Raw genomic sequence first — 17,795 nt, forward strand, 5'->3', positions numbered from 1 at the left:
ATTCACGGGAGCAAGGCGGCGATCTCGTTGGCGCACGCCCGTACTTCGAGCGCGGCGAGCTTGGCGCCGCGATCGTTCATCTGAAGCACCGTTTGCCCCAACGCCATTGCCTGCTTGTAGGCTTCGCGCGTGGGAATCTGGGTCTTGAGGAGAGGGAAGCCGAGTTCTTCGAGCGCGCGCTTCAGTTCGCGCGTCAGCATCCGTTTCTCTTCTGTCTTGTTGAGCAGGAACACGGCACGCAGGTCTTCGTTCATGACCTGCGCCTGCTGAACCAGTTTGACGAGGCCGATGCTCGACCAGTAATCGGCGGGGGACGACGAAGTTGGGATCACCGCGACGCTCGCTGCAAGCAGGACGACGCCGGAGACTTTTTCGGTAATGGAGGGCGGGCAGTCGACGACGATGATGTCGTAGTCAGCCACGAACTTCTTGATCTCGCGATGGATCTGGCTGCCGGCTTCGGACAGGTTGACGACGGCGAATGGAATACCGATGTCGCCGTCGGACGCAGCGCTCGCCCAGTGGATCAGAGTGTTTTGGCCATCCGCGTCGACGACGAGAACGCGTTTGCCTTTCTCGTGAAATGCAGCGCCGAGATGCATCGCGATGGTGCTCTTCCCGACCCCGCCCTTCTGCTGTGTTACCGCGATGATTTCTGCCGCCAAATTTCACCTCCTCTTTTTAGACGCAAATGGATTTTACCTGGTTGAATTGCTATTTCAAATGATTTGAGTAAGCAAAATTCGGAAATACGCCATTCGGCAGAGGGTTTATGCGCATAAAGAGGCATCAAGGGTGTGCTCGAGGGCTTGCGGCCTATAAGAGCGCGGACTGAGGCTAAGCGTTGCTGATCGCTATCCCTCGGAGGGGACGGGAGGAAAGGAATGAGCGCTCAAGTACTGCGTGCTCAGTCGCGGGCGACTGGTCGCGTGATTCTCGAGTTGATCTCGCTGAGAAGGAACGCGCACATCGGAGCGACCAAGGGGCCGCAGACTTTATGCGCATAAAAGTTCGCGTGGAAATTGGCCTGCAGGAGAGCATTCGCCATGGATTCGTCCGACGCCGCTCCTCCCCGAACTTGGCAGGAGCGGCCAACGTGCCGCAGGCGGTTCATCAGCAATGGCATATAGGTCGTCGTTTGTATCGCGCCCGCGTAAGCGGGTCAGAGGAGTGACGAGAGCTCACGCTGCAAGCATTAAACGATACCGACTCACCCCGGAAGAGCGCATCGGTTTATGCGCATAAACCGACCCACCCCATCGTTCGTTCGAACAACGCGCATGCCGCGCAATCATCCCCCGCCACGCCACCAAGTCACCCGCTAAAATTCCCGAACCCGTCTAACCGTCACAGCAACCTTCAACGGCGCAAGCCCTGAACCAAGCCATGATCACCATCTACCACAACCCACGCTGCTCCAAATCGCGCGCCACCTGCGAACTCGTCGCGAACACCTACAACCCCGCAAATGAAGCGACGGAAATCGTCGAATATCTGAAGAGGCCGCTGACCGTCGCAGAGCTCAAGAATCTCAATGCTCAACTTGGCTGTCCGGTCCGCGAAATGATCCGCGACACCGAGGCCGAATATAAAGAACTCAATCTCGCCGACCCGTCGCTGACTGACGCCCAGCTCTATGAAGCATTGGCGAAGCATCCGATTCTGTTGCAACGACCGATCGTCGTGAGAAACGGGCGTGCCGTGATCGGCCGCCCGCCCGAAAATGTCGCCGCGCTTTTCCCCTGATCGCGCGAGCTTCAAAGTCAACCGACGTGCGCAATGCGACCTCGAACTGCTGAGCTAGGCTTTGCCCGACAGCGCGGCATCCTTGGTCACGATTTTCGTCGGGATCAGGCGCAGTTCGGTGAACGTGTCCGCAATGCGTTGTTGTTCCGCAAGCACGTTCGCGTCGACGGGCTTATAGATGTGCGCGTAATGGCGCAAGCCTGATTCAATCACGCTCGCGTCGAGCCCTTGAATCGGCGCGAGTTGTGCGGCGGCCTCGCTGTAATGGCCGCGCACCCACGCCCCTTCCTTGCCGACTTCATCGATCACGATCGCAAGAACGTCGCCGTTCTGTTGCGCGAAGGGTCGCGCGCTCAGAAAGAACTGGTGGTGACTAACGATACCTTCGGCATCGGCAAGCAGCCGCGCGTTCGTCTGCCTTTTGGCGGCTTCGAGAAACGGATCCCAGATAGCCCACGCATCGACCGCACCGCGCTCGAAGGCCGCGCGTGCATCGGCGGGCGGCAAATACACCGGTTGGATCTCGCTGAACTTCACGCCGTTTTTCTGCAACGCGGCGACGAGAAACCAGTGCACATCGGAGCCCTTGTTCAGTGCAACCTTCTTTCCCTTCAGATCGGCCAAGGTTCTGATCGGCGCGTCCGGATGCACGAGAATGCCTTCGGCGTGCGGCGTCGGAAGTTCATACGCGGTATAGACGAAATTGGCGCCGGCCGCTTGCGCGAACACGGGCGGCGCTTCGCCCACATAGCCGAAGTCGATCGCGCCGACGTTTAGCCCCTCCAGCAGTTGCGGCCCCGCCGGAAACTCCGTCCATTTGACCGTGATGCCGAGTGGCGCGAGCCGCTTTTCGAGTGTGCCGTGCGCCTTCAGCAATACCAGGGTGCTCGCGGCTTTCTGATATCCGATGCGAAGTTCTTTCGCATGTTCATCGGCGGCAAATGCGGTGGTGGAGAAGACCGGCAACGCGGCGGCGGCCAGCGTTGCACCTACGCCGGCGAGAAACGTACGGCGCGTCAGCAGCGGATCACGGGACATGAGAATACTCGTCGAAAGAGAATTTGACGGACACCAAGGCTGGTCCGATTGGCTCCGACGATAATTCGTCCGCCCGCCTGGACGAACCGATAAATTCGCATAAGCAAATCATTCGGGAGTAGCGAAGCATTGTCTAACGCCGAGTGCGCGCCCCATCCCCTCCCGCTACAATCGACCGGCATTACAGCGGCAGCGGCCAGCAACGCGTGGCTGCATCGATCCTCTCGCGACGCCAGGCAGGAAAACCGCGCCCCGCGTTGCCAACGACAGGAGCACCCCGTCATGCTTGAATTGCGACCGACCTGCGAAGGCTGCGGCAAGTCACTTCCGCCGAACGCGCCCGACGCGATGATTTGCACCTACGAGTGCACGTTCTGCGAGGTCTGCGCGCTGACCGAGCTGCGCAACGTGTGTCCGAATTGCGGCGGCAATTTCGCGCCTCGGCCAATCCGCACCCGTGCGCAACTCGCGAAACATCCCGCGCGTGCCGATGCGCATCCCGTCGGCGTCGACGAAGCGTCGCACGCCCGCTTTTTCGAACGTTATCGCGACGTACCGCCCGGCGAGCGCTGAACCGCGAAGGCAAAGCGGCAAATCACTCGTCGCCGCTCACCGCTCCATCGGCGCTCGCGATTCCGCTCGCCACATGCGCGGCGACCCGCAGCAGGCGGATCTGTTTGCGATAGTTCCGGCACCCGCTGCAGGTCGGCAGATGCAGGCGGATCGCGAGCCATTCGCCAGTCGACAGCGAGCGGTCGAGCGCGTCGGATAGCAGCCGCGTGATGTCTTTACACTTCCCCATTCGCGTCCTCGCTGGATAGGCCCTTTTCGCTCAGGCACGTGCGCAGCCGCAGCCGCGCGCGATAGATCAGCACGCTGCAATGATTCGCGTTGATTTGCAGCTCGGCACAGATCGCCGCGATGTCGAGGTCGAGAAACTCCCGCATCATGAACACGCGTCCGATGTGCTCGGGCAAATGCTCGAGGCACATTTCGAACAGCGTCCAGAACTGCTGCTGGCGCAGTGCGGTTTCGGGTGTCGGCCATGGACGCGGTTTCGTCTCGCGCGACCAGTGGCCGTTGTCCTTGAAAAGCTCGCGATCGAGTAACGCTTCGCCATCGATCTCCGCTTCGAGCGACGACAGATTGACCGTCCTCTGGCGCGCCCGCAGCGTGTCGACGAGCTTGTGGCGCAGGATGCCGAACACCCAGGTCTTGTGCTCCGACTGCGCGGCGAAACGCGCGGCCTGCATCCACGCGGCGGTCAGCGCTTCCTGCACGGCGTCCTCGGCGGCTGCGGCATCGCGCAATTGCAGACGGGCGAAGCGCACGAGGTCGCGCCGCAATTGCGCGAGATAGATGGGATCGTCGAGCGATGGGCCGCCTGGCTGCGTCACGGCGTGCCCCGTCGCTGCGGTGCCGGCTGTGGGTGTTGCCTTGAAACGTCGTGATTCATGAGCGGATGGTCGTCCTCGCGCGATTTGCGGATGCGTGCGCCATTCTCTCTCACGTTCGTGCCCTAACGAAGCGGTATTGAACATATACCCCTTGGCAATCGATGTCCCGAAGGAACTTGGTCGCGCGGCGCGGCGGCTTATGACAGCGGCAATTAATTGTTGCAAGAAATGATAAGTCGAGCCTCCGCGCCAGCAAGCTTGGACTCGGACTATCGCTCAATCAACGCGTCGCGGTCGATCACCAGTTCCGCGCGCTCAGGCAGTAGCGATTATTTCAGTTTATAAAAAAATATCTTCTCATCTTCGCTGTTTGTGGACGCGGACCCGCTCGCTATTCTTCACGCCATCGATCGCATCAGATCGCGCAACGATACGCAAACGAGGTCCCGACCATGAAACGCATTTTCTCCGCCCTGATCGCTTCGGCCGCACTCTTCGCAGCCGCTTCGAGCGTCGCTCATGCCGACGCTCCGGCTTCGACCTGCAACGGCCCGAAGTCGTACTGCAACGTATTTTTCGGCAACTGATCGCACGCCGCACACGCAACAAGCAAGCAAAAGAAAAGGGCGCCGGCAACGGCGCCCTTTTTGCATTCAGCGATCAACCCCTAGCGGCTCGGCGCCTTGCCTCCGCCATCGAGCCCGGCGCCCGTACGCCACACCTGTTTGCCTTGTTCCGACAGCTCGCCGCAGCTATGCGTGGCATCGGCTTCGACGCCGTCGACGGCCATCTTGCCGCCCGCCGGCTCCTGCGCGCGCTGCCGCGCTTTCTTGCGCGCGGCGACCGCTTCGTCGTGGGATTTTCCTGCGTAGTCGAGACTCATGATCCGGTCCTCCAGAAGGTCGGTGGTGTCCATTTGCCTCAGATCGCCCTGGCCCGAAGGCATGCTTGATTGACAAGGCAAAAGTTCTACTTATCCACAAGGTTATTCAGCGATTCTGTGGATAACTTTTCGAGCTGCGAGGTTATCCACCGAAAGCTGCCGCAAGAACCCTTCCCGATCCGCTATCGCCTCGCCAAATCCGCCAGTGGCCAGGCGTTTCACGCGGCTTTTGCCTATCATGAACAGTCCTACTCTCTGCGCGTCGAGCGCACTAACCGAGGAAGCGAACATGGCCTATCACATTGCAGTGGTCGTCGGCAGCCTGCGGCGGGATTCGTTCAATCGCCAACTGGCTCAGGCGGTGATTTCTCTCGCTCCAGCCGATTTCACCTTCGAATACATCGATATCGGCTCCCTGCCGCTGTACTCACAGGACTACGACTCCGACTATCCGGAAGCCGGCAAGAAGCTCAAGGAGCGCGTGCAAGCCGCGGACGGTCTGCTGTTCGTGACGCCCGAATACAACCGCTCGATGCCGGGCGTGCTGAAAAACGCGCTCGACTGGGGCTCGCGGCCGTGGGGCACGAACTCGTGGGGCAACAAGCCGGGCGCGGTGATCGGCACCTCGGTCGGCGCCACCGGTACGGCGCTCGCGCAACAGCATCTGCGCAACGTGCTTGCCTATCTCGACGTCGCGACGATGGGGCAGCCAGAGGTGTTCATCAAGCACGATCCGTCGGTGATCAACGAAAAAGGCGAGATCGTCAACGAAGGCACGCGCAAGTTCCTGCAATCGTTCATGGACCGCTACGTCACGTGGATCAAGCGGCATGGCGCGGTGGCGTAATCGAGACTTAGCGGCGCTGACCGCGCCCTGACCATCCGCCGAAGCAACGAGGACACGGCGCGCGCCGCGCGAGGCGGCCGCGCCCGTTTCGCCCGCTGCATCACCTATACGTGGTGATGCCCGGTCACCCGCTCCCACCCATGCCGCACCGCGAGCTTGAAGCGCTCCCACGTGCTCTCCGGAGACGTGGTTTCCCAATGGCGGCGAGCTTCGGGCTCGATCTCTTCCCACGGACGATCGCGGAAGCGCGCGTCGCGACCGATCTCCGCGCCGTAGCGATAGGCCGGCACATAGTCTTCGTAGCGCGCGTTCGCGGCTGCGTACTGCTCGTCGTAGTGCGTGCGGAAGTCTTCTTCATACTCCAGATATTCGTTCGGCATCTGCGCGCCGGGACCGGTGCCCGGCTGTCCGCCTTCCGGGACGATGTCGGACGGCTGGGGCTGCATCACCGCGCCCGAACCCGGCACGGAGCCGGCGGCGATCGCGCTGCGTCCCACATCGCCGGTGAGAGGATCGGCGACGGGTTCGTTGACCGGATCGCTCGTCGGCCGATCGCTGATCGGCGGCGGCGCGAACGGCTCGGCGGCCGCGCCGATGTCCGCCGGCGGCATGGCGGTCAGCGGATCGGGGCGCGGAGGAGCAGGAGGAGGCACGGTGTCGGGCGCGCTCGTACCGGTTGCCGAAGTGGCGCTCGTGGCGCCGGCGATTCCGGTCGATTCGCTGATGCCCGCCGCACCCGTTGCGCCGCTACTCGAACTCACACTTGCCCCCGGTGTTGCCCTGGTGTCCCGCATGCCCGGCGTCGCACTCGCCTCGGTGGTCACGCTCGAGGTACGCGGCGTACCCGGCATCACCGCGCCGATGCCCAGCTCATCGAGCACCGAGTGGTCGCGGCTGGAGGCGACTGGGGTGTCCGCCTCGGGCAGGCGGTCGCCGATATCGGTCGCGCCGAGCCGCACGAGCGTGTTGCGCGCCAATTCCGCATGCGACTGGCTCGCGGCATGAACGCACACGAGCACCGCTCCACGCCGCATCGCCTCGGCATAACGGGCGGTGTCCGACGGACGCGGCCCAGTCGAGAACAGGCTGGCGAGAAAGCGCTCGATATTCGCGAGTACGCCCGCGTTGGCGACTTCGCTGGTGGCCGAGCCAACCGATGGTTCGGCGTTCGCCTGCAACTCGATCTTCTCGCGCGCAAAACCGGTTTGCACGAGCGTGTCGCGGGCGGTTTCAGCCTGCACGTAAGTGTCGAATAAACCAATCACGAGATGTTGCATGGTTGTCTCCCGACATGTTGTGCTGGAACGGGCGGCACCCGAGGCGCCGTCCCCTTGCCGTCTTCGGGCACGCAACGATCATGCCCCCGCACCGACGCGCGACGGCGCTGCGTCCCGTGCACGGCCGCGATGCCCGCCGCGCTACGCATCGCGCGGACTCGCGACGAACGAGGCGCTGCGTGTGAGCGCCGCGCTTTTTACAAGTTCTGGTAAATGACGCCGGGACGTCGCGGACGTCAGGTATCGGCCGGATCCGTGGCGGTATCGGCGCTCGTCTGCACGGCGTTGCGCTGGATCGTTTCGAGCAGCTGTTCGAGCAGTCCGATATCGAACGGTTTGGACAGCACATGCACGTTCACGTGCCGCGCGCGGTCGAGCTCTTCCGCGTAGCCGGTGACGAGAATCACCGGCAGCGGCGGGTCGAATCCGAGCACCGCTTCGGCCAGGTCGATGCCGTTCATCTTGCCCGGCATGTGAATGTCCGACAGCAGCAGATCGAACGGCAGCGGCTCGCCGGTGTCCGCACGCTTCGCGCGGGCATCGTCGAGCACGCGCAGCGCCGTGTCGGCGTTGAACACGCAGCTCACCTGGTGGCCCATCATCTGCAGCAGCGCCTCGGTGCCGGCGGCGACTTCTTCGTTGTCCTCGACCAGCAGCACGCGCAGACCGTGCGGCGCGTCGCTCGCGGGCGCGAGCGCTTCGGCGGGTCCAGCCGTCTGCGGCTCGCTCGACGCGCGCGGCAGATAGAGCCGCACCGCGGTCCCCGCGCCGATCGCGCTGTCGATTGCCGCGAGCCCGCCTGAGCCCTCGCAGAACGCAAACACCTGCGGCAACCCGAGCCCCGTGCCCATGCCTTTGGACTTGGTCGTGTAAAGCGGCTCGAACGCGTGCGCGAGCACCTCGGGCGCCATGCCGGCGCCGGTGTGCTCGAGCGACAGCTGCACGAACTCGCCGGTCAGCGGAAAGCCGTCCTCGCGGCGGAACACGACGTTGCTCGCGCGCGCGGTGAAGCGCCCGCCGTTGGGCATCGCATCGCGCGCATTGACGGCGACGTTGATCAGCGCGAGTTCGAGCTCGGCGACGTCCACACGCACCGGCCAGGTATCGACGCCGCTATCGATCACGAGCGACACCTTCGCGCCGAGCGACGCGCGCAGCAGCTCGCGGCAAGACGGCAGCCAGCGTTCGAGCGACAGCGTCTCGGTGCGCAGCGGCTGCTTGCGCGCGACGCCGAGCAGCTGCCGCGTCAGCGACTGGCCGCTCTTCAACGCGCGCTCCATCGCCGACAGTTCGCGCTCCAGTCCGCCGACGCCGCGCCGTCGCACGATCTGCACGTTGGCCGACAGGATCATCAGCAGGTTGTTGAAGTCGTGCGCGACGCTGCCGACCAGCGTGCCAAGCGCTTCCATCTTGCGCGACTGGCGGTACGCGGATTCGATCGAGCGGCGCATCGATGCCTCGGCCTGCCAGCGCTGCCACGCTTCCTCTTCGGCGCCGAGGCGGCGCAGCGACAGCCAGATCACGCACCACAGCACTATCGACGGTGTGAACATCGACAGGATCAGCACGCTCAGGTGCCTGTACCAGGCGGCCCAGATCGCCGACGTGCGATAGCCGCACAGCACGTAGACCGGATACGAGCCGACGTGCCGGAACGCGACGATCAGGTTGCCGTCGGCGAAGCTCGAGTGCATCCGCACGACGCCGGAGCGCTGCCCGCGCGAGACCGCTTCGGCGAACGGCGAATCCGATGCGAGCGCGGTCGGCTCGCGCGGGCCGCGTGGGTAATGCGCGAGGACCGCGCCGTCGGTGCGCACGAGACTCATGATGATCGGCGTGTCGTCGCTGTTGCCGAGCAGCTCGCGATAGAACGCATCGAAATAGCTGGGCCGCAGCGCGATCGACACGACGCCCGCGAACGAGCCGTTGGGTGCCTGACGCTCGACGCCCATGTTGAACACCTGCTCGCCGCTCACGTGTCCCGTCGTCACTTTCGACACATGTTCGAGCGCATTGCCGCCGCGGATGCCGACGAAATCGGCGCGCTGTTCGATCGAGCTCGTAGGCGACGGATAGACGCGGCTGCTCGCCAGCAGCGCGCCCTGTTCGCCGTAGATCGACACTGAGGCCACCTGCGGATAGCCGCCGCCCATCGTGCGCAACTTGTCGTGAATCGTGTGTTCGCGCGCGCGGATGCCGTCGTCGTCGAGGCCCTCGGTCAGATCGACGATGCGCGAGTTCAGCGTCTCGTTCATGTCGAACACCTTCAACGCGTGTTCTTCGGCGACCCGCACCGTGCGCAGCGCCAGCTCGGTCGCGTCGGCCTCGCGCGAGCGCAGATCGCTGAAAGCCATCGCGGCGACGTAGACGAACGGCAGCACGATCGCCACGACCAGCAGCGCGATCAGGGTGATGCGACGTACCTGGAAGTTCTGTTCCGGCACGGCGGGAAACGACGCGTCGTCCTGCTCGCGGGCAGGACGACCCGAAAGGCGGCCCGCTCGCACGGAGTCGACCTGGTCTGATGTCATTGTCGTTGACGCGAAAAGTCGTTCGAATGTGGCAGCCCCGTATCGGGCCATTGCCGGCACCATGCCGCCTTCAGAACAAGCATAGACGCAGCGCGGAAAAACTCGCCGCAAAGCGTCGGGGACGAGCGTCCACCGGACCGGCCGTTCTTTAAGAGCGGCTTTAAAACAGCGACGAATCGGGAAGCGCAAACGTACACAAAAGGATAAAGCTAAAAGAATGCTGGCTCAGACGATAAAACTATTTCTCAAATTAGCCTAGCGTGGAAACAGAACGTTACGGTCAGCGATTTCGGCGAGTTGCTTTTGCGCGGCTTTGCTTCGACAATCCTCGCCACGATAAAAGGCCGTTGCCACCTCTGTGCGCCGGATCGTCGAGGTCCGCCAAAACGCGTCCTGCCGCATTCGCACCCCTCTCGCCATAGGCAATTGCAATTCGACAGGCGCCACTGTACCTGGTCGCGCATCGGTCGGCATCACGCGAAGGCGTGCCGTCCTCCGCTGTCGGGACGAACAAAACGCAAACGACCAGGCGCGGAAAGCGCGCATACGAACGAGCCGATTCCTTTATTCGACCCGCCTAAAAAACCGCCCGACCCGCCGTTGCCATGCTGCCCATTGTGATCGCCGACGATTCGCTGCTCGCCCGCAAGTTGCTCACGAAGGCTCTGCCGCCCGACTGGGCCGTCGACGTGTCCTACGCGACGAACGGGCACGAGGCGCTCGCGCTGTATCGCGACGGCAAGGCCTCGGTGATGTTCCTCGATTTGACGATGCCGGACATGACTGGCTACCAGGTTCTCGAAGCGTTGCAGCACGAGGACCTCAACACCTTCGTGATCGTCGTATCCGCCGACGTGCAGCCGCTCGCCCAGGAGCGCGTGCGCGAGCTCGGCGCGATCGCGTTCATCGCCAAGCCGGTGACGCCGGAGGCGGTCCTGCCCATCCTCAAGGAGTACGGCTTGTATGTCTGAGCCCGCCTTCACCGAAGACCAGCGCGACGCGCTCCAGGAAATCGCCAACCTTGCGATGGGCCGGGCCGCGACGCGGCTCGCGGGACTGCTCGATTCGTTTATCGAGCTGTCGGTGCCGCGCGTCAAGATGGTCGCGGTGAGCGATGCTGCGCGCACGCTGCGCGAGATGACCCACATCGACGACACGGTCAGCGCGGTGCGTCAGGGCTTTCGCTCGGACATCAAGGGCGAGGTGCTGGTGATCTGTCGCAGCGACAGCATCGCGCAGCTGTGTTCGCTGGTCAGCGACCCGTACGCGCGTTCCAGCTACGAGACGATCGGCGAGCGCGAACTGATGCTCGACGTCGCGAACCTGCTGTCGGGTGCTTGCGTGTCGTCGATACTCGACCAGCTTGGCCGCACGCCGGTGTTTTCCGCGCCGGGCGTGCTCGGCGACACGCTGACGCTCGACGAAGTGTTCCAGCCCGGCGTGCTGCAATGGCAGGTGGCGCTGCTCGTCGAAGTGAACTTCGCGCTCGAACATCATAGTTTTCGCGCGCATCTGGTGATGCTGATGGCCGAAGACTCAATCCGTCACATGAACGAAGCGCTCGATGCGCTGCTGTCCAGTCTATGAATGTCCCAGTGGAATCGTTGAGCGACCTCGTAGTCGAGCGGGTCGGTTTTGGCATCTTCGTGCTCGATCGCGAACTGAACGTGCTGATGTGGAATCGCTTCATGCAGGACCATAGCGGCCTGTCGGCGGAGCAGGTGGTCGGCCGCTCGATCTACCAGAACTTTCCGGAGCTGCCGCGCGTGTGGCTGTCGCGCAAGATCGAAAGCGTGTTTCAGCTCGGCAGCTTCGCGTTCAGCTCGTGGGAGCAGCGCCCGTACCTGTTCAAGTTCGATCACGACCGGCCGATCACCGGCGGGGTCGACTTCATGCAGCAGGACTGCACGTTCATGCCGCTGATGCGCGATCGCGAAGTGGTGGCCGTGTGCGTGACGATCTCCGACGTGACGCATGTGAGCATCGTGCAGCGCGAACGCGAGGAGGCGGTTGCGAAGCTACAGGAGTATGCGAATCGCGACGGGCTGACCGGCATCGCGAACCGGCGCTTTTTCGAAGCGAGGCTGCGCGACGAGTTCACGCGCTGGCAGCGCTATGGCGGCGACATGTCGATGCTGCTGTTCGATCTCGATCATTTCAAGCAGATCAACGACCAGTTCGGTCACGGCGTCGGCGATACGGTGCTGCGCGTGATGGCGCAGCGTGTCGCGGGTGTGGTGCGCGCGCAGGACACATTTGGGCGCTTCGGCGGCGAGGAGTTCGCGCTGCTGCTGCCGTGCACGCCGCTCGACGACGCGATGCTGGTGGCGGAGAAGATCCGTCGCGTGATCGAGGAAACGCCGGTCGAGCTGATCGGCACCAGCGTGCCGGTCACCGCGAGCCTCGGCGGCGCGTCGGCGCGCGAGGGCGTACCCGCGTACGACGTGCTGATCAACGAGGCCGACGCGGCGCTCTACAGAGCAAAGCGCCAGGGCCGCAACTGCGCGGTCGCGTTCCGGCTCGCGGGGGCGTGATTCGCTAGCGGGGGCGGCGTGGTTCCAGCCGGCCGCGCCCGGCGGCCTTTCTTTCGTCCCTCATGGGCCGCCAAATCTGCGGTCACCGGCAAAGATTGCTATACTTTTCGCCGTTTCCGGCCGCCCAGCCGGATGTTTCGCGCGTGTCCGCGCGCGCGGGCACACTGCCTTGCGGGTCGGCATAAAAACCTCTTTGAACGCCTTTCAGCGGGCGCCTCCAGCGGAGATCGTCTTGGCTGTTTCCAATCTCGTCGTGGACGATACTGAAATCGACGCGGCTGCCGCCACGTCCGGCAGCTCGTTTTATCTCGCGATGCGCATCTTGCCGGCGGCGCAGCGCGATGCGATGTATCAGGTCTACGCGTTCTGCCGCGCCGTCGACGACATCGCCGACAGCAACCTGCCGCCCGCCGAGCGCGCGGCCGGGCTCGAGCAATGGCGCGCCGACATCGACGCCTGCTACGCCGGCCAGCCGCGCGCGTCGCTGCGCGCGCTGACGCGGCACATTCACATGTTTCATCTGCAACGCGAGGATTTTCACGCGATGATCGACGGCATGGCGATGGACGCCGCCGCCGACATCTGCGCGCCCGACGACGCCACGCTCGACCTGTATTGCGACCGCGTCGCGAGCGCGGCCGGCCGTCTGTCGGTGAGGATATTCGGGATGCGGGAGGAGTCGGGCCGGCAGCTCGCGCACCATCTCGGCCGCGCGCTGCAGCTCACCAATATCCTGCGCGATATCGACGAAGACGCCGACATCAACCGCTGCTATCTGCCGCGCGAACTGCTCGCGCGCGAAGGCATCGCTGCCACGAACCCGCGGCAGATCGCCGACGATCCGTCGCTGCCGCGCGTCTGCGCGACGCTCGCCGAGCGCGCGAAGCAGCACTTCGCCGAATCCGATGCGATCATGGATCGCGAGCCGCGCGCTCAGGTGCGTGCGCCGCGCATCATGTCGGGCGTCTATCGCGTGCTGCTCGAGCGTACGCTGGAGCGCGGCTTCGACGTTCCGCGCACGAAGGTCAGCAAGCCGAAGCTGCGCCTGCTGTGGATCGTCGCGCGTTACGCGCTTTTCTGAGCTGATGCCGAAGCTCGTCCACGTGGTCGGCGCGGGCGTGGCCGGGCTCGCCGCCGCGGTGCAGTTGCAGCGGCGCGGCGCGCGGGTCGTGCTGCATGAAGCGCAGGATCACGCGGGCGGCCGCTGCCGTTCGTACTACGACACGCAGCTCGGTGCGACGCTCGACAGCGGCAATCACATCGTGCTGTCGGCCAATGCCGCGACGCTGAACTACGTGCGCGCGATCGGCGCCGCCGACGAACTGGTCGGCCCCGCGCAGCCCGAGTATCCGTTCGTCGATCTGGCCACGCGGTCGCGCTGGAGCGTGCGTCTGTCGCCGGGGCGTCTGCCGTGGTGGATTTTCGACGCGCATGCGCGCGTGCCGAACACGGTGCCGACCGACTACCTGTCGCTCGTGCCGCTGCTGTTCGCGAAGCCGGGCCGCAGCGTCGCGCAGACGATGCGCTGTGACGGTCCGCTGTGGGACCGGCTGCTGCGGCCGCTGCTGCATGTGCTGCTGAATCTGGAGCCGCGCGACGCCTCGGCCGAACTGACCGGCGCGCTCGTGCGCGACACGCTGCTCGCGGGCGGGCTCGCGTGCCGGCCGCTCGTCGCGCGTAACGGTCTTGGCAGTGCGTTCGTCGATCCGGCGCTGCGGCTCCTGCAACATGGCGGCGCGACGATCCGGCTCGGTTCGCGTCTGCGCGACATCGTGTTCGCGGCCGACCCGGCGCGTGTACAGGCGCTGCATTTCGCCGATGAGAGCATCACGCTCGGCGCGAACGAGGCGGTGATTCTGGCGCTGCCGCCCGAAGCCGCGGCTGCGCTGGTGCCGGGGCTACGTGCGCCGACGCGTTTCGCGGCCGCACTGAACGTGCATTTCGCGCTTGAGCCGCCGTTCAATCTGCCGCAGATCACGGCGTTGCTGAACGGAACGGCCGAATGGCTGTTTGCGTTCGACGACCGCCTGTCGGTGACGCTCAACGGTGACGAGCGGCTCATCGACATGCCGCACGACGCGCTCGCGGCGACCGTTTGGGCGGAGGTTGCAGCGGCGGTGAACCTGCCGCTCGCGCCGCTACCGCGCTGGCAGGTCGTGATCGAACCGCGCGCGATGTTCGCCGCGCTGCCCGCGCAGGAGACGCTGCGACCGGGCACGCGCACTCGCTGGAACAATTTGCTGCTCGCAGGCGACTGGACGTCCACCGGCCTGCCCGCGATGCTGGAAGGTGCGATCCGCTCCGGCCAGAAGGCCGCGGATACGCTGCTGAATCAACCGATGGAACGCAGATGAACGACTTATCTCAAACGCAGCCGCTCGACGCGGTGCTGCCCGAAGCCGCCGACGCGGCGCCGAACCTGGCCGAAGCTGCCGTGGTTGCCAACGCGCCCGCCGTGGCGGACGCATTGGCAACCGCAACGCCGTCGCCGATGCAAACTGGCGGCGCGAGCCCGCTCGACGTGTCGATCACGCGCGCGACCGATGCGATCCTGGCCGCGCAGCAGCCGGACGGCCATTGGGTCTACGAACTCGAAGCCGACGCGACGATTCCGGCCGAATACGTGCTGCTGGTTCACTACCTCGGCGAGACGCCGAACCTCGAACTCGAACAGAAGATCGCGCGCTATCTGCGCCGCATCCAGTTGCCGAATGGCGGCTGGCCGCTCTTCACCGATGGCGCGCTCGACATCAGCGCGAGCGTGAAGGCGTACTTTGCGCTGAAGATGATCGGCGACCCGGTCGACGCCGAGCACATGGTGCGCGCGCGCGACGCGATCCTTGCGCACGGCGGCGCGGAACACGCGAACGTGTTCACGCGAATTCTGCTTGCCCTCTTTGGCGTGGTGTCGTGGCGCGCGGTGCCGATGATGCCGGTCGAGATCATGCTGCTGCCGATGTGGTTCCCGTTCCATCTGTCGAAGGTGTCGTACTGGGCGCGCACGGTGATCGTGCCGCTGCTCGTGCTCAATGCGAAGCGGCCGCTCGCTCGCAACCCGCGCAAGGTGCGCATCGACGAGCTGTTCCGCGGCGCGCCGGTGAACACCGGTATGAACGAGCGCGCGCCGCATCAGCATGCGGGCTGGTTCGGCTTTTTCCGCTGTGTCGATACGGTGCTGCGCGCGGTCGACGGCCTGCTGCCGAAGGCGAGCCGCGAACGCGCGATCCGCGCGGCGGTCGCGTTCGTCGACGAACGGCTGAACGGCGAGGACGGCCTCGGCGCCATTTTCCCGGCGATGGCCAACTCGGTGATGATGTACGACGTGCTCGGCTATCCAGCCGATCATCCGAACCGCGCGATCGCTCGCAAGTCGCTGGACAAGCTGCTCGTCATCAAGGACGACGAAGCGTATTGCCAGCCGTGTCTGTCGCCGGTGTGGGATACGTCGCTCGCTGCACACGCTTTGCTCGAAACCGGCGAGGCACGTGCCGAACAGGCGGCCGAACGCGGGCTTGCGTGGCTGCGTCCGCTGCAGATTCTCGACGTGCGCGGCGACTGGATTTCGCGCCGCCCGAACGTGCGGCCGGGCGGCTGGGCGTTCCAGTACAACAACGCGCATTACCCGGACGTCGACGATACCGCGGTGGTCGCGATGGCGATGCATCGTTCGGCTGCGCTCACGAAGTCCGATGTCGATCGCGAAGCGATTGCGCGCGCGCGCGAATGGATAGTCGGCATGCAAAGCAGCGAAGGCGGTTGGGGCGCATTCGAGCCGGAAAACACGCAGTACTACCTGAACAACATCCCGTTCTCGGACCACGGCGCGCTGCTCGATCCGCCGACCGCGGACGTGTCGGGCCGCTGTCTGTCGATGTTCGCGCAGATCGGTGAGTTGCCGCAAAACAGCCAGCCGGCGCAGCGCGCGTTCGACTACATGCTGCAGGAGCAGGAGTCGGACGGCAGCTGGTACGGCCGCTGGGGCCTGAACTACATCTACGGCACATGGACCGCGCTGTGCTCGCTGAACGCGGCCGGCATGGCGCACGACGACCCGCGTATGCGGCGCGCGGTGCAATGGCTCGTGTCGATCCAGAACGAGGACGGCGGTTGGGGCGAGGGCGGCGAGAGCTACAAGCTCGACTATCGCGGCTACGAGCGCGCGCCGAGCACCGCGTCGCAGACCGCCTGGGCGCTGCTCGGGCTGATGGCCGCGGGCGAGGTCGATCACGATGCGGTGGCGCGCGGGATCGACTATCTGCAGCGTGAGCAGCGCGAGCATGGGCTGTGGGACGAAACGCGCTTTACCGCGACGGGCTTTCCGCGCGTGTTTTATCTGCGCTACCACGGCTATCGCAAGTTCTTCCCGCTGTGGGCGCTCGCGCGCTTCCGTCATCTGAAGCGCAATGGGCTCACGCGCGTCACGGTCGGGATGTGACGGATGTCCGTATCGATGACGCCGTCCGTCGGGACGGGCGATAGCAGTTTGCCAGTGATCGTCGTGACCGGCATGGCGTTCGAGGCGCGCATCGCACGCGGCGACGGCAGCGAGCGCGTCGAGGTCGTGTACGCGGCGCGGGCCGATCTGCTCGAGCGCGCGCTAAGCGCGGCGGTCGCTCGCGGCGCGGCGGGGATCATCAGTTTCGGCACGGCGGGTGGACTCGCGCCGGATCTGGAGCCAGGGGCGCTGATCGTCGCGGATGCGGTGCATGGACCGTTTGGACGCATCGACACGGATCGGCGGTGGTCGGAGCGGATTGCCGCCGCGGTAACCGACGTCAGGACGGCCGAACGGCTCGCGGGACGTGTGCGTCGTGGCGCGACGGCGGCGGTCGCCGCGCCGCTGATCGCCGCGGAAGACAAACGCGCGCTGCACGAATCGACCGGCGCGCTAGCGGTGGACATGGAATCGCACATCGCGGGGGCGACCGCTGCCGCGCACGGTCTGCCGTTCGCCGTGTGTCGAGCGGTCGTCGATCCGGCCTGGCGCACGCTGCCGCCGGCCGCGACGGCGGGTTTGCGCGACGACGGCACCACCGCGCTCGGGCCGATTCTGCTCGAATTGCTGCGGCAGCCATCGCAACTGGGTGCGCTGCTGCGGCTCGCCGGCGATGCGCGCGCCGCGCGGACTACGCTGGTCGAGACGCGGGAGGCGTTGGGCGAGGGCGGCGCGCTGCGGTTCACGGGTGTCGCCGGTTGAACGACGGCGATGGCAGCAAGTCGCTAGCGTGTGCGGGAGCCGCACTTGGAGCGGCGACTCGGGTCTTCGCCTAAGTCCCTTAGGCGGTTGCGTAGCCGCTGGTTGTCCGCGAAAAGCCCGGCAAATGCCACTGTGAACAGCAGCAGCGCAAACCACTGGCCGCTGTAGCGAATCAGCGTCCATGCGATCGCCGCACCGGCGATAGCGGCGAGCAGAAGCGCCGCTTTATCGACGATCCAGTTCATACCAGTTCGGTTCGGTGGAGCGCCAGACAGGCGTAGTGTCGGCGCGCCGGCCTCTTGCGCCTGTATGGAAAACCGTCCGCCTGCACGTTGAACGTGAGAG

At 65.0% G+C, this 17,795-nt stretch carries 19 protein-coding genes; 11 read left to right on the plus strand and 8 right to left on the minus strand.

What is annotated here, in order from left to right:
- Nucleotides 1–2: 2 nt before the first annotated feature.
- Entirely contained in the window at nucleotides 3–665 is a 663-nt protein-coding gene (parA, locus tag VSR82_RS06360; RefSeq protein WP_013092840.1) for a ParA family partition ATPase, read from the minus strand.
- A gap of 721 nt (nucleotides 666–1,386) precedes the next feature.
- Here parA and arsC point away from each other — a divergent pair.
- On the plus strand, nucleotides 1,387–1,746 hold the full coding sequence (arsC, locus tag VSR82_RS06365) for an arsenate reductase (glutaredoxin) (RefSeq protein ID WP_429456319.1): 360 nt from the start codon (nucleotides 1,387–1,389) through the stop codon (nucleotides 1,744–1,746).
- A gap of 54 nt (nucleotides 1,747–1,800) precedes the next feature.
- On the opposite strand, the gene VSR82_RS06370 is transcribed toward arsC, so the two are convergent.
- On the minus strand, nucleotides 1,801–2,784 hold the full coding sequence (locus VSR82_RS06370) for a sulfonate ABC transporter substrate-binding protein (protein WP_429456317.1): 984 nt from the start codon (nucleotides 2,782–2,784) through the stop codon (nucleotides 1,801–1,803).
- A gap of 282 nt (nucleotides 2,785–3,066) precedes the next feature.
- Between VSR82_RS06370 and VSR82_RS06375 the strand changes: the two genes are divergently transcribed.
- Nucleotides 3,067–3,357: a DUF1272 domain-containing protein gene (locus VSR82_RS06375; protein ID WP_429456315.1), complete on the plus strand. Its 291-nt coding sequence runs from the start codon at nucleotides 3,067–3,069 to the stop codon at nucleotides 3,355–3,357.
- A gap of 22 nt (nucleotides 3,358–3,379) precedes the next feature.
- Here VSR82_RS06375 and VSR82_RS06380 read toward each other — a convergent pair whose 3' ends face one another.
- Nucleotides 3,380–3,586, minus strand: a complete 207-nt coding sequence (locus VSR82_RS06380) for a zf-HC2 domain-containing protein (RefSeq protein ID WP_429456313.1) — start codon at nucleotides 3,584–3,586, stop codon at nucleotides 3,380–3,382.
- Nucleotides 3,573–4,181 (minus strand): RNA polymerase factor sigma-70, encoded by a 609-nt coding sequence (locus tag VSR82_RS06385; RefSeq protein WP_368583457.1) that lies wholly within the window; start codon nucleotides 4,179–4,181, stop codon nucleotides 3,573–3,575. The genes VSR82_RS06380 and VSR82_RS06385 overlap by 14 nt, the downstream gene beginning before the upstream one ends.
- Nucleotides 4,182–4,633: 452 nt before the next feature.
- On the opposite strand from VSR82_RS06385, the gene VSR82_RS06390 reads away from it, so the two are divergent.
- Complete coding sequence (locus VSR82_RS06390; protein WP_368583456.1) at nucleotides 4,634–4,768, plus strand: hypothetical protein; 135 nt, start codon at nucleotides 4,634–4,636, stop codon at nucleotides 4,766–4,768.
- Between the two features lie 80 nt (nucleotides 4,769–4,848).
- On the opposite strand, the gene VSR82_RS06395 is transcribed toward VSR82_RS06390, so the two are convergent.
- Nucleotides 4,849–5,064, minus strand: a complete 216-nt coding sequence (locus VSR82_RS06395) for a hypothetical protein (RefSeq protein ID WP_176107084.1) — start codon at nucleotides 5,062–5,064, stop codon at nucleotides 4,849–4,851.
- A 289-nt stretch (nucleotides 5,065–5,353) separates the two neighbouring features.
- On the opposite strand from VSR82_RS06395, the gene VSR82_RS06400 reads away from it, so the two are divergent.
- Nucleotides 5,354–5,911, plus strand: a complete 558-nt coding sequence (locus VSR82_RS06400; RefSeq protein WP_429456311.1) for an NADPH-dependent FMN reductase — start codon at nucleotides 5,354–5,356, stop codon at nucleotides 5,909–5,911.
- A gap of 104 nt (nucleotides 5,912–6,015) precedes the next feature.
- Here the strand turns inward: VSR82_RS06400 and VSR82_RS06405 are convergent, their stop codons facing one another.
- A complete protein-coding gene (locus VSR82_RS06405; RefSeq protein ID WP_429456309.1) occupies nucleotides 6,016–7,188 on the minus strand; it encodes a hypothetical protein in 1,173 nt (390 codons plus the stop codon).
- Between the two features lie 236 nt (nucleotides 7,189–7,424).
- Nucleotides 7,425–9,719 (minus strand): hybrid sensor histidine kinase/response regulator family protein, encoded by a 2,295-nt coding sequence (locus VSR82_RS06410; protein WP_498857526.1) that lies wholly within the window; start codon nucleotides 9,717–9,719, stop codon nucleotides 7,425–7,427.
- A gap of 605 nt (nucleotides 9,720–10,324) precedes the next feature.
- Here VSR82_RS06410 and VSR82_RS06415 point away from each other — a divergent pair.
- The 7 genes from VSR82_RS06415 (at nucleotide 10,325) to VSR82_RS06445 (ending at nucleotide 17,450) form a co-directional block, all read left to right on the plus strand.
- Nucleotides 10,325–10,690, plus strand: coding sequence for a response regulator (locus VSR82_RS06415; RefSeq protein ID WP_368583452.1), 366 nt, complete (start codon nucleotides 10,325–10,327; stop codon nucleotides 10,688–10,690).
- Nucleotides 10,683–11,306 (plus strand): chemotaxis protein CheC, encoded by a 624-nt coding sequence (locus tag VSR82_RS06420; RefSeq protein ID WP_368583451.1) that lies wholly within the window; start codon nucleotides 10,683–10,685, stop codon nucleotides 11,304–11,306. The genes VSR82_RS06415 and VSR82_RS06420 overlap by 8 nt, the downstream gene beginning before the upstream one ends.
- Nucleotides 11,303–12,253, plus strand: coding sequence for a sensor domain-containing diguanylate cyclase (locus VSR82_RS06425; protein WP_429456304.1), 951 nt, complete (start codon nucleotides 11,303–11,305; stop codon nucleotides 12,251–12,253). The genes VSR82_RS06420 and VSR82_RS06425 overlap by 4 nt, the downstream gene beginning before the upstream one ends.
- A gap of 232 nt (nucleotides 12,254–12,485) precedes the next feature.
- Entirely contained in the window at nucleotides 12,486–13,334 is an 849-nt protein-coding gene (hpnD, locus tag VSR82_RS06430) for a presqualene diphosphate synthase HpnD (protein WP_429456302.1), read from the plus strand.
- Between the two features lie 4 nt (nucleotides 13,335–13,338).
- A complete protein-coding gene (gene hpnE / locus VSR82_RS06435; RefSeq protein WP_429456300.1) occupies nucleotides 13,339–14,607 on the plus strand; it encodes a hydroxysqualene dehydroxylase HpnE in 1,269 nt (422 codons plus the stop codon).
- Nucleotides 14,604–16,688, plus strand: coding sequence for a squalene--hopene cyclase (gene shc, locus VSR82_RS06440; RefSeq protein WP_429456298.1), 2,085 nt, complete (start codon nucleotides 14,604–14,606; stop codon nucleotides 16,686–16,688). Before hpnE ends, shc begins: the two co-directional genes overlap by 4 nt.
- A gap of 3 nt (nucleotides 16,689–16,691) precedes the next feature.
- Complete coding sequence (locus VSR82_RS06445; protein ID WP_429456296.1) at nucleotides 16,692–17,450, plus strand: phosphorylase; 759 nt, start codon at nucleotides 16,692–16,694, stop codon at nucleotides 17,448–17,450.
- A gap of 23 nt (nucleotides 17,451–17,473) precedes the next feature.
- Here the strand turns inward: VSR82_RS06445 and VSR82_RS06450 are convergent, their stop codons facing one another.
- Nucleotides 17,474–17,695, minus strand: a complete 222-nt coding sequence (locus tag VSR82_RS06450; protein WP_368583445.1) for a hypothetical protein — start codon at nucleotides 17,693–17,695, stop codon at nucleotides 17,474–17,476.
- Between the last annotated feature and the right edge of the window lie 100 nt (nucleotides 17,696–17,795).

The sequence above is a fragment of the Burkholderia sp. JPY481 genome, assembly GCF_038900515.1.
In the GTDB taxonomy this organism is placed as follows: domain Bacteria; phylum Pseudomonadota; class Gammaproteobacteria; order Burkholderiales; family Burkholderiaceae; genus Paraburkholderia; species Paraburkholderia youngii.